The sequence below is a fragment of the Humisphaera borealis genome, from assembly GCF_015169395.1.
GTDB classification, from domain to species: Bacteria; Planctomycetota; Phycisphaerae; order Tepidisphaerales; family Tepidisphaeraceae; genus Humisphaera; species Humisphaera borealis.
The window spans coordinates 5,589,114-5,601,052 of the sequence record NZ_CP063458.1 but is presented as its reverse complement, the minus strand read 5'-3'; the positions used below and the strand labels follow the sequence as shown (position 1 = coordinate 5,601,052).

Genomic DNA, 11,939 nt, shown 5'->3' with positions numbered 1-11,939 from the left:
CGAGGACACCTTACGTGCGATTCGCCATCTGTAATGAAATCTTCGAAGGCTGGCCCTGGGAGAAGACCTGCGCCTTCGCCCATTCACTTGGCTATACGGGTCTGGAGGTCTCTCCGTTCACCCTTGCCGACCGTGCCGAGCTCGTCACCCCCGATCGCCGCAAGGAACTCAAAGCCCAGGCCGAGTCGCGCGGCATGGAAGTCCTCGGCCTGCATTGGCTTCTGGTCAAGCCGGCCGGACTCTACATCACCCATACCGACGCCGACATTCGCAAGAAGACCGCCGACTACTTCACCGCGCTGGTCCACCTTTGCGCCGATCTCGGCGGCAAGGTGCTGATCATCGGGTCGCCCAAGCAGCGGAACCTTCTGCCCGGCGTGAGTACCGACCAGGCGCTGGCGTTTGCCGAAGAAGTCTTCGCACCCTGCCTTACCCCGGCTGCCCAGCTTGGCGTCACGCTCGCCATGGAACCGCTCGGCCCGCAGGAGACCGACTTCCTCAACACCGCCGAGCAGACCATGCAACTGGTCCGCCGGATGAACAGTCCCAATTTCCAGATCAACCTCGACGTCAAGGCGATGAGCAGCGAGTCCAAGCCGATCCCGCAGATCATCCGCGAGACCGCCGGCCACATCGCCCACGTCCAGGTGAACGACCCGAACCTCCTCGGCCCGGGCATGGGCGAGGTCAAGTACGAGCCGATCATCGCCGCCCTGAGAGAAGTCGGCTACGACGGCTGGCTGAGCGTCGAAGCGTTCGATTTCCGTCCCGGCGCCGAGCACATCGCCCGCAAGAGCATCGAATATCTCAAGCAGGTCACGGGTCAGTGATCGCTTCGCGGTGACCGGCTTTGCCGATTCAAAGCGCCGCCGCCCGTCGTTAACCCGGCATCGTCGTGCCGGCCGATCGACTACACCTCAACCGCGAGTCCGCCATCTTGCCAAAGGCACTCCATAAGAACATGACGGCTCAGGTGCTGACGGCGATCGCACTTGGCGTCGTCATCGGTGCTGTCAAACCCGCCTGGGGCGAAGCGATGAAGCCGCTCGGCGACGGCTTCATCCGGCTGGTGACGATGGTGGTCGGCCCGCTGATCTTCCTGACCATCGTGGTCGGCATCTCCACCATGGGGAACCTGAAGAAGGTCGGCCGCGTCGGGGTCAAGGCGCTGATCTACTTCGAGGTCGTCACCACGCTCGCACTCTTGATCGGAATGGTGGTCGCCAACATCGCCAAACCCGGCCACGGCATCGTCACCAGCAGTACGTCCACGACGGCGCCCGCTACGCTCCCTTCCACGCAGTCGAGCGCGACACAGGCGCCATTGGCACCCACTGGCCCTGCCACGATGCCCGTCACCGCGCCTGCGCCGCGCGTCGCGGTTGCGACGCCCGCGGAAGTTCCGGCCAGCGCCGAAGGCGCCAAGAAGCAGACGACTGTCGAATTCCTCCTTTCGGTCATCCCGAACAACATCTTCAAGGCATTCACCGACGGAAACCTTCTTCAGATCCTCGTCTTCTCAGTACTCTGTGGCTGCGCGATCGCGAGCCTCGGCCCGCGCTGCAGCCCGTTGATCGCCGGGTTGGAAAACCTCACCGAGGTCATGTTCCGCATCGTCGCGATCATCATGAAGGTCGCCCCGCTAGGTGCCCTGGGCGCGATGGCCTACACCATCGGCAAGTTCGGCCTCGGGTCCCTGCTGCCGCTCGCCAAGTTGATGGTCTGCGTCTACCTGACGATGGCGATCTTCATCTTCGTCGTCCTCGGACTCATCTGCCGCCTGTTCGGCTTTCGCTTGATGACGTACCTCGCGTACATCAAGGAGGAAATCCTGCTGGTCCTGGGCACCAGCTCCAGCGAGTCGGCCCTGCCGCGGATGATCGAAAAACTCGAACGCCTTGGCTGCAGCCGCGCGATCGTCGGCATGGTCATTCCCGCCGGCTACTCGTTCAACCTCGACGGAACCAGCATCTACCTTTCGATGGCCGTCCTGTTCATCGCACAGGCTTTGGGCGTCGAATTGAGCCTCGGGCAGCAACTGGGCGTCATGGCGGTCCTCATGCTCACCAGCAAGGGTGCCGCGGCCGTCACCGGTGCCGGACTGGTAACCCTTTCGGCGACCCTCGAAAGTACACACCTGGTGCCGGTCGCGGGCCTGGCGCTGCTCGTCGGCGTAGACCGCTTCATGAGCGAGGCCCGCGCCATCACCAACCTCATCGGTAACGGCATCGCAACCATCTGCGTCAGCAAATGGGAAGGCGAGTTCGACCCCGCCATGTTCGACGAAGCGATCCGCGCCCGCCGACTCGCCGGCCAGGATCTCGCCGAGCACGCCTTCCCGGTCGTCGAGCCGAAGGTCCACTCAGAGATCATCCCGTAGCCACGCAGCCGACGTTCATACCACCCTGCCGAACGAACCCAAGATCGCCAAACGAACCCGAGAGACGCCTTAAGTCCCCTCCTCCGCGGTACTCCGGGGAGGGCTAGGGTGGGGGTTCGGACAGCGGGTGCTCACGTGCCGGCCGAACGAACCCAGGATGGCCAAACGAACCCGAGATCTCCATCGCCATGTGGCATGGGAAAGCACGCTTGCCCATGAACGGCGGCCGCCAGGAGACACGGGCATGCGTACATGCTCATGCCACGGTCACGCCGCCAAACGAACCCGAGGCGATCGTGATTCCGCCGAACGAACCCAAGCCATCAGGCCGATCGTCGTCCTGCGTTTCGCTCACACCTCCCAAAACAAGACCGCTCGGCCCGACCCGTCAACGCCCATGACGTTCCGAGTGAGCCGCGCACGAAGTAAGCGGGAGCAACGCGATGCCGCGTCCCTCCCCGCTTACTTCGTGCGCGGCTCCTTCGGCAAGCCACACGCGCGGGCGGATCGTCCGAGTCAACCCAATGCCATCACCGCGGCGAGCCACACGACCCGCCGAAAGAACCACGCACTCCCGCCACCCAGTCCGACACCCCAGTCGCCAACGGATCACACCCGCGGCCACCAGGCACCAGGCAGCGCTAATCCAACCCGATCGAACGCCGGAGGCGTACGACCAGAGCAAGACTATTTGTACGGTATATGTTAAGTTTGCTGCGCAGAATTGCAAGCAGAAAGACACAACCACCCAAGCCGCTTATCTAACGCAGATCATTGGCATTGGCGTGTCTCTCGGGTGCCATGGGCTGCGGTACTCCGCTGCCCGTGGCGACGGCTGACTGCAGTCACCCGGCCACGCACCAACCGAGTACACCAGCCCATGCCACCCAGCATGAGGCCGACAACGTGACTTAGGCCCCCCGCCGCGTTCACTTCCCCGCCAGCTTCTTCCGCACGAGCGGGTTCACCAGGGCCGGATCAACCTGCCCGGCGTGCGCTTTCATGAACGCGCCCGTCGCTTGGCCGGCCTGCTTCTCGGTAAACGCATTGGCGGCGAGGAACGCATCGACCAGCCGTTCGGTCTCCTCGGCCGACGCCTTCTTCGGCAGGTACTCGTCGGCGACGCCGATCTCAAACTTCAGCTTGTCGACCTCGGCGGTCTTGCCGAGCTTCTCGTACTCCTCCAGGCTCTTGCGGAGCTTCTTGGCGTAAGACTCCACCGCCTGCTCCGCCGTCGGCTTGCTGGGCTGCATGTCGATGATCTTCACTTCGCTGATCAGCATGCGGATGACGCCGAGGCGATCCTTCTGGCCGCTCTTCATGGCGGCTTTCATGTCTTCGGTGAGGCGGGATAAGAGGTCCATGGTGGCTCCAAAGAGAGCAGACATATGAAAACGCTAAGGAAATATTCAATCGCGGACGGGTAACAAATTCCGTAAGCTCCGGAAGGGATCGGATTTTACCTACCATCACATTCTAAGGTATGAAACATGACTCGGCGACAATCAGCCTTCCTCGTGATACTTCTCGCCGCCACTGTAGGTGGTCTGGCGACGATGGCGACTGACCAGGAAGCGGCAATACGAAAGATCGTCAGCCTCAATGGCGAAACGCATTCGAATAATGTCATCGTCGGTCAACCGGTCGTTACCGTGGATTTCCGAAACACGCGCGTACGAGACAGTGACCTCGCGTTGCTCGCTGCGCTCAAGGATTTGGAAGAGCTGCGTCTCGAACAGTGCTCCGGCATCACAGGCGAGGGTCTGAAACTTCTTGCAGATCTTCCACGACTGGTACGGGTTGATCTCAGCCATTGCGATTCGATCGACGATCGGGGCTTGCTGCACATCGCAAAACTGCCACATTTGCGGTCCCTCAAACTGCGGTTCACGCGCATTAAGGACGATGGGCTTAAGCATCTCGTCGGCTGCAGGGAGCTGGAACGACTCGATCTGACGGGATGCGCGATCAACGGCAGCGGTTTCAGGAACCTCAAACATCTTAAGCTACTGCGGCAACTTGATCTTTACCGCACGGACGTGGGTGATGCCTCGCTGGCCGACATCGCTGCTTTCGAGAAGCTTGAGGAGCTAGGCCTCGGCAAATGTCCAATCGGAGACGCTGGGGTCAAGCATCTGGTCGGCCTTAAGGATCTTAAGTTCCTGTTCCTCTTCGATTCGCAGATCACGGACGGCGGTGCTGAAGAACTTGCCAAGATCAGTCAATTGCGGCAGCTTCACTTGCGCGGGGCCGATCTGACAGATGCTGGCGTCAGACGACTCGCCCAACTGATCCACTTGGAATGCCTCGATATCTCGGAATGTTCCAAGGTGACGTCCAAAGGAGTGCGCGAACTGTACGGCTTGAAGAACCTTACGCAATTAGCCCTTCCTCAAGAGTGTCTGACTGATGCGGAGTATCAGGAGTTGAAACGAGCGCTTCCACTTTGCAAGATCGGCATCGTCTCGTGGTTTCCGAACCGTGACTAGCACATCGCGTCCGCCAAGGCGGACCCTACTTGGTCAAATTACGGTACTTGAGGCGGCCGCGGCGGGTCGGCGTCTTTGCCCAGTGGAGGCCGACTTGATAGGCAACGCGACGCGTCGGAAGATAAAACTTAGTTCTCGACCATCACGATGCGGAAGCCATAGCTTCCTTGTCTCTTGTCGGGAGACAACGTTCCCCGTTTGGCGCTTGAGCAGGTGCTCGCTGCGTTCGCATACGACCCCCCGCGCACAACGCGCTCTGTCCCCGTATTCGGTCCGGCCGGGTCGGTCACCGCGACCTGGGGATACTCGCCATACCAGTCGGAACACCATTCATGGACGTTGCCATACATGTCGTACAAGCCCCAAGGGTTTGACGGGTACGACCCAACTCTCGCGAGCCTGTCATTCCCGTCATTGGCCGACTTGTCCTGCCATCGATGGTTCTGGGTGCTGGACACGTCGCTGTAATTGCCGAATCGGTGCAGGTCTTCGGGCCGATCGCCGAAGCTCCATTTCGTCGTCGTCCCGGCGCGGGCGGCGTACTCCCACTCGGCTTCCGTCGGCAGTCGGTAGGTTTTGCCCTCCTTCTGGCTCAACCTCCGACAAAACTCAGCGGCGTCGTGCCACGATACAGCGTCGACGGGAAAATCGTCCTGTTTCAGGCGGCTTGGCTCAGTGCCCATCACCGCACGCCACTGCGCCTGGGTGACTTCAGTTGCCCCCATGTAATACCCCTGGGAGATCGTCACCTCGTGCTGAAACTCGTCCGCACCGCGCCCCGCGACCGTCTGGGCGCTTCCCATGGCAAAGGTGCCAGGCTTCACGTAGACCAGGCGCGCACCAATGCTGTTGGTGAACGTTGTTCGCGATTGCAGTCTCAGCGTTGACGGCAATTGTGCCAGCCGCTGGTCGACCATCGTCTTGACCAGACCGGTCAGCTGCGGCTGGGCCTTGGCGTACCAGAACCCCGCGCGAGCCTTGCACCCGTCGGCCGCGAGCGGCTGCTTGGCCGCCATGTCCCACCACTGGTCGCCCAGTTCCCGCTGCGCTTCCGGTGTGGCGGGGTTCTTCAAGTCGGCGGCGGCGATGGCTTTCAGCGGGCCGTCCGAGCCTTTGGCCAGCATCGGCAGGCCCGCGTCAAAGTCGCCGCGAACCAGGCATTTGTACTTGCCGACGGTCGCATTGGCGTCGGGGTCTTCGGGAGCGGTTTTCAGCTTGTCCAGCGACGACTCGACCTTGGTGAACTCCGCCGCCAGGGCTTCCAGCCGGGCGACGCGGTCGCGCATTTGTGCCAGAACCGCCGGGTTGCGCGACGCCGTCCCCGACGAGCGGATCAGCGGGATGAGCTTGCGGACTTCGGCGTATTCTTCCCGCTGCGATTTGGCCTCGGCCAGCATCATCGCGGTCGCCGAGACCCACGCCAGTTCCTGCTGCTGACTTGCCCCTTTGGGTGCCGAGCGCTCGAGCGTGTCCAAGACGATGTCGGCCGGCCGAACGGCGTACGCGTCGGTGATTCGGCTGCACGCGTAGAGCGACGCCATCACGTCGCCGGACGAGATGCCGATCTCGCGGGCTTCGTTCAGCAGCGTGTAGCGGCCGTCGGGGTCATCCTTCGTCTCTGTCGCCCGGCCGAGCAACTCGATCAGCAGGTTGTAGCGGCCGGCGGGCGTCTTGTCGGCGTAGGACTTGTCCATCAGCCCCCGGACGATCTCCAGGTTCTTCTTCTGAACCTCAGGCGAAGGGACCGCCGCCTTGTCGACGGACTTCTCCCGCGATAGCCAGCGGATGTACCACGCCGCGACATCGGGGTCGGTCATCATCCGCGGGGTCGGGGTGATGCCGGCCGCCGACAGCAGGCTGCGGATGTACGACACCGGCACGGCAAAGTTAATGGGCTTGCCCGGCACCCCGCCCCGGACGATGCCAATGACCGAGCCGGAACTGTCGATCAGCGGCCCTCCGGAGTTGCCGAAGGTGACGTTGGCGTCGAACTGGATGTCGACGAGCTGGCCACCCTGTTTGCGCAACGCGCTGACCCGGCCGACGGTGATGGAGGTCGCCGGGTAGGTGCTGTCGGCCTTCAACGACAACTTCTGCCCGAGCGGGAATCCGAACGCGGCGACGGGAGTGGTCTCCTTCAGTCCCGCCAGCGACGCCGGTGAGGCCAGGTCGAGCACTTCCAGGTTGCCCGACCGATCGACCCGCAGGATCGCCACGTCGCTGGCAGCGTCGGTCTTGACGATGGTTGCCGCGAAGATCTTCTGGGCCTTTGTCCCCGGGGCGACGACGATCCGAATCTGGTCAGTCTTGGCGTTGAAGTCGGCGACGACGTGGTGATTGGTGATGAAAATACCGGTGGCATCGACGCAGAACGACGACCCGGTCGAGAAACTCTTCTCGTTGCCGACCAGGACATAGCCGGTAGCCCGGCGTCCTGATTCGAGCAGTGCGTTTTCGACCGCACCATACGCTGACGCGCAGATCACCTGCAGGGCTAGTGCCAATACGATCCGAAATCCCATGATGCCTCCCGTTGTCGGACCTGGATACCTGGGACAAATTATAGGGCAACGGGGAACGCAAATGAATTGAATCCTTTGTGGCGCAGGCTTTCCAGCCTGCTCCTGCCGGATCGCAGGCGTTCGTAACGGAGAAGCCTAGGGGCTCGCGTCCGCCAAGGCGGACCCTACTTGGTCAACTTGCGGTACTTGATGCGGTGCGGCTGGTCGGCGTCTTTGCCCAGCCGCTTGTGCTTGTCTTCCTCGTAGCTCTGGAAGTTGCCTTCGTGCCAGACCACCTGGCTGTCGCCTTCGAACGCGAGAATGTGCGTGGCCAACCGGTCGAGGAACCAGCGGTCGTGGCTGACGACCACCGCGCAGCCGGCGAAGTTTTCCAGCGCCTCTTCCATCGCGCGGATGGTGTTCACGTCCAGGTCGTTCGTCGGTTCGTCCAGCAGGATGACGTTGGCGCCGCTCTTGAGCATGCGGGCCAGGTGCAGGCGGTTGCGCTCGCCGCCGGAGAGGACGCCGACCTTCTTCTGCTGGTCGCTGCCGCTGAAGCCGAAACGGCTCACGTAGGCCCGCGTGTTGGTCGGTGTGCCGCCGGTGCCGTTGATCGCCCCCAGGCGGAACGTGTCTTCGCCGTCGGCGATCGCCTGCCAGACCATGGCGTCGTCCTTCAGCGTGTCGCGGCTCTGCTCGACGTACGCCAGCTGCACGCTGGGGCCGACGATCAGCTTGCCGCCGTCGGGCTTCTCGCTGCCGGTGATCATGCGGAAGAGCGTGGTTTTGCCCGCGCCGTTGGGCCCGATGATACCGACGATCCCGCCGGGCGGCAGGTTGAACGTGACATCCTGGAACAGCAGCCGATCGCCGTAGCTTTTGCTGATCTTGTCGGCCTTGATGACCAGTTCGCCCAGCCGCGGCCCGGCTGGGATGACGATCTCCAGTTCGAGCTCTTTGCCCTTGCTGTCCTGGGCCAGGAGCTGCTCGTACTTCTGCAGGCGGGCCTTGCTCTTGGCCTGGCGGGCGCGGGGGCTGGCGCGAACCCATTCAAGTTCGCGGGCGAGGGTCTTCTGCCGGGCCGATTCGGTCTTTTCTTCGATCTTCAGCCGGGTCTGCTTCTGCTCCAGCCAGTTGGTGTAGTTGCCCTTGTACGGAATGCCGGCGCCGCGATCGAGTTCGAGAATCCAGCCGGCGACGTTATCCAGAAAGTAGCGATCGTGGGTGACGGCGATGACCGTTCCCTCGTACCGCTTGAGGTGCTGTTCGAGCCACTGCACGCTCTCGGCGTCGAGATGGTTCGTGGGTTCGTCCAGGATCAGCACATCGGGCTTCTTGAGCAGCAACCGGCAGAGCGCGACCCGGCGTTTTTCGCCGCCGGACAGCACCTTGATGATCTGATCGCCGGGCGGGCAGCGGAGGGCCTCCATCGCCATCTCGATGTCGCTGTCGAGATCCCACAGGTTCTGGTGATCGATCTGTTCCTGCAGTTTGCCCTGCTTGTCGAGCAGCTTGTCCATCTCCTCGGGAGACAGGTTCGGATCGCCGAGCTTGTCGGAGATGGCGTTGAAATCGTTGACGATCTTGGCTTTTTCGGCGACGCCTTCCTCGACGATCTGGCGGACGGTGCGGGTTTCGTCGAGCTTGGGTTCCTGCTCGAGGAAGCCGGTGGTGTAGCCGGGGCTGAGGTTGACCTGGCCGTCGTAGTTCTTGTCGACGCCGGCGAGGATCTTGAGGAGCGTGGATTTACCTGCGCCGTTGAGACCGAGCACGCCGATCTTCGCGCCGTAGAAGTACGAGAGGTAGATGTTATCGAGGAGGACCTTCTTCTCGTGTTTCTTCGAGACGCCGAGCATCGAGTAGATGATCTTGTTGGGTTCAGTGGTGGCCATGAGGGGGGAGAATGTACCGGAAGTACGTACCGATTGGATTCGGTGGGGCAGACATTCTTGTCTGCCGCGTTTCCGCGACGCCGGCATTCCTGCCGGCCTGAGCGGAAACGCAGGATTCCATGTGATTGACCACTTGCTTCGGATGTCGTCGGCCGGGCAGGAATGCCCGGCACTCCAACATCCGAGGCAGGCAAGAATGCCTGCCCCGCCGCTGCTGATTCTCTACTTCTTCGCGTCCTTGATTGCGATGCTAAACCAACCCTCTTTTGCCGGTTGCGGAGGCTGAGGGCGGCGCTGGGGCTGCTGCACCGGTCGCGGCGGTGCTGCGGGGCCGGCCGGGCGGGTCGGACCGCTTTGCCCGGTCCGCTGCGGGGCGGGAGACGTTCGCGGGGCGGCGTGCTGCTCGCCGTCCGTGCGCCGCTGCGGCGGAGCGCTGGGCGCGCTGCGCATCGACAGCGCAATCCGCTTGCGGGCCAGATCGACCTCCACCACCGTCACCTCCACCCGCTGCTGTACTTTCACGACTTCGTTGGGGTCTTTCACAAACCGGTCGGCGAGCTGGCTGACGTGAACCAAACCGTCCTGGTGGACGCCGATATCCACGAACGCCCCGAACGCCGTCACGTTGGTGACGATGCCCGGCAGCTTCATGCCCGGAGTGACGTCTTCGATCTTGTTCACGCCGTCAGCGAAGCTGAACAACTCAAACTTTTCGCGCGGATCTCGGCCGGGCTTGGCGAGCTCGTTGATGATGTCGGTGAGCGTGGGGATGCCGACCGTCGCGGTCACGTACTTCTGCTTGTCGATCTTCTTCCGCAGCGCTTCATCGCGCATCAGGTCGGCGACGGTAACGCCCAGGTCCTTGGCCATGCGGTCGACGATCTCGTAACTCTCGGGATGCACGGCCGACTGGTCGAGGGGGTTTTCGGCCCCGCGAATCCGCAGGAAGCCGGCCGCCTGTTCGAACGTCTTGTCGCCAAGGCGGGCGACCTTCAGCAGATCCTTACGGCTCTTGAAGGCCCCCTTCTCGTTGCGGAACTTGACGATGTTGTCAGCGATCGTCGCGTTCAGCCCGGATACGTACGTCAGCAGTTGCTTGGACGCCGTGTTCACCTCGACACCCACGGCGTTCACGGCCGACACGACGACGTCATCGAGTGATTTCTTGAGCGCGTCCTGGTCCACATCGTGCTGGTACTGGCCGACGCCAATGCTCTTGGGGTCGAGCTTGACCAGCTCGGCGAGCGGATCCATCAGCCGTCGGCCGATGCTGACCGCGCCGCGGACGGTGATGTCATGATCGGGGAACTCTTCGCGGGCGATATCGCTCGCGGAATAGATGCTCGCGCCGCTCTCGTTGACCATCACGATCGCGACCGACGTCGGCAGGCCGAGCTTGCGGATGAAGGTTTCGGTCTCGCGCGATGCGGTGCCGTTGCCGATCGCGATCGCTTCGATCTCGTGCTTTTTCACCAGGTGCTTGATCGTTTCAACCGCTTCGAGCGTCTTGTGCTGCCCCTGGTCGGGGTAGATGACGTCGTTATGGATGAGCTGCCCCTGGGCGTCGAGCACGACGATCTTGCAGCCGGTACGAAAGCCGGGATCGATCGCGAGTACGCGCTTCTGGCCGAGGGCCGCCGCGAGGAGCAGTTGTCGCAAGTTCTGGGCGAAGACCTCGATCGCGGCGGCGTCGGCGCGCTTCTTCGATTCCAGCCGGCACTCGGTTTCCATCGACAAGCACAGCAGCCGCTTGTAGGCATCCTTTACGGCCAGCTTCACCTGCTCGCCGGCGGGCGAGGTGTTCCTGACGAACTGCTGCTCGAGAATGCCGATGGCGTCTTCTTCCTGCGGGCGAATCTGGAAAAACAGCACTTCTTCAGCCGCCCCGCGGCGAACAGCAAGCACACGGTGCGACGGCGCGGTGGCGATCGGCTCGGACCACTGGAAGTAGTCCTTGAACTTGGCCCCCGCCTCTTCCTTGCCGGCGATCACTTCGCTCTTGAGCATGCCTTCGTTCAGGAACAGATCGCGGATCTTCGCGCGGGCGTCGGCGTCGTCGTTGATCGTCTCGGCGATGATGTCCCGCGCGCCCTGCAATGCCGCGGCGGCATCGGGCACCTTCAGCTCGTCGGTCACGGTCGACTCGGCCGGCGTGACGAACTTCGCCGCCTCGGCGGCCGGGTCGATCGCGGGGTTCTGCGCCATCAGCACGAGCGCGAGCGGTTCCAGCCCCTTTTCCCGGGCGATCATCGCCCGCGTCCGCCGTTTGGGGCGGTACGGCTGATAGATGTCTTCCAGGGCCGACATCGTCTCGGCGGCTGCGATCTTGCCTTTGAGGTCGTCGGTCATGAGTTTACGCTCGTCGAGCGACTTGACGATCGCCTCGCGGCGGGTGTCGAGCTCGGCGAGTTGAGCCATGCGGTCGCGGATGGCGGTGATCGCGACTTCGTCCAGCGTGCCGGTTGCTTCCTTGCGGTAGCGGGCGATGAACGGCACGGTGCCGCCTTCTTCCAGCAGCGCCGCCGTCGCGGCGACCTGCTGCGGGCGGATGTTCAGTTCGACGGAAATCTTCGCGAGGTGGTTGGCATTCATGAGCGGGGGAACCCTCCGTGGTTCAGTGAATCGGGGATATCGAGAGGGAAAGAATAGCGACCGATGTGTCTGCGGCCAACTTAAC

Annotated in this window: 7 protein-coding genes; 3 read left to right on the top strand and 4 right to left on the bottom strand. The window is 62.7% G+C overall.

What is annotated here, in order from left to right; all coding sequences use genetic code 11:
- Positions 1–14 precede the first annotated feature (14 nt).
- Positions 15–830 (top strand): sugar phosphate isomerase/epimerase family protein, encoded by an 816-nt coding sequence (locus IPV69_RS21055; protein WP_206291693.1) that lies wholly within the window; start codon positions 15–17, stop codon positions 828–830.
- A 131-nt stretch (positions 831–961) separates the two neighbouring features.
- A complete protein-coding gene (locus tag IPV69_RS21050; protein WP_241180028.1) occupies positions 962–2,380 on the top strand; it encodes a cation:dicarboxylate symporter family transporter in 1,419 nt (472 codons plus the stop codon).
- A 929-nt stretch (positions 2,381–3,309) separates the two neighbouring features.
- Here the strand turns inward: IPV69_RS21050 and IPV69_RS21045 are convergent.
- Positions 3,310–3,744, bottom strand: a complete 435-nt coding sequence (locus IPV69_RS21045) for a GatB/YqeY domain-containing protein (protein WP_206291691.1) — start codon at positions 3,742–3,744, stop codon at positions 3,310–3,312.
- 126 nt (positions 3,745–3,870) lie between these two features.
- On the opposite strand from IPV69_RS21045, the gene IPV69_RS21040 reads away from it, so the two are divergent.
- On the top strand, positions 3,871–4,869 hold the full coding sequence (locus IPV69_RS21040; protein WP_206291690.1) for a leucine-rich repeat domain-containing protein: 999 nt from the start codon (positions 3,871–3,873) through the stop codon (positions 4,867–4,869).
- 128 nt (positions 4,870–4,997) lie between these two features.
- Here the strand turns inward: IPV69_RS21040 and IPV69_RS21035 are convergent, their stop codons facing one another.
- The 3 genes from IPV69_RS21035 to IPV69_RS21025 form a co-directional block, all read right to left on the bottom strand.
- Entirely contained in the window at positions 4,998–7,391 is a 2,394-nt protein-coding gene (locus tag IPV69_RS21035; protein ID WP_206291689.1) for an SUMF1/EgtB/PvdO family nonheme iron enzyme, read from the bottom strand.
- 164 nt (positions 7,392–7,555) lie between these two features.
- Positions 7,556–9,262 (bottom strand): energy-dependent translational throttle protein EttA, encoded by a 1,707-nt coding sequence (gene ettA / locus IPV69_RS21030; RefSeq protein ID WP_206291688.1) that lies wholly within the window; start codon positions 9,260–9,262, stop codon positions 7,556–7,558.
- 222 nt (positions 9,263–9,484) lie between these two features.
- Positions 9,485–11,854 (bottom strand): Tex family protein, encoded by a 2,370-nt coding sequence (locus IPV69_RS21025; protein ID WP_206291687.1) that lies wholly within the window; start codon positions 11,852–11,854, stop codon positions 9,485–9,487.
- Between the last annotated feature and the right edge of the window lie 85 nt (positions 11,855–11,939).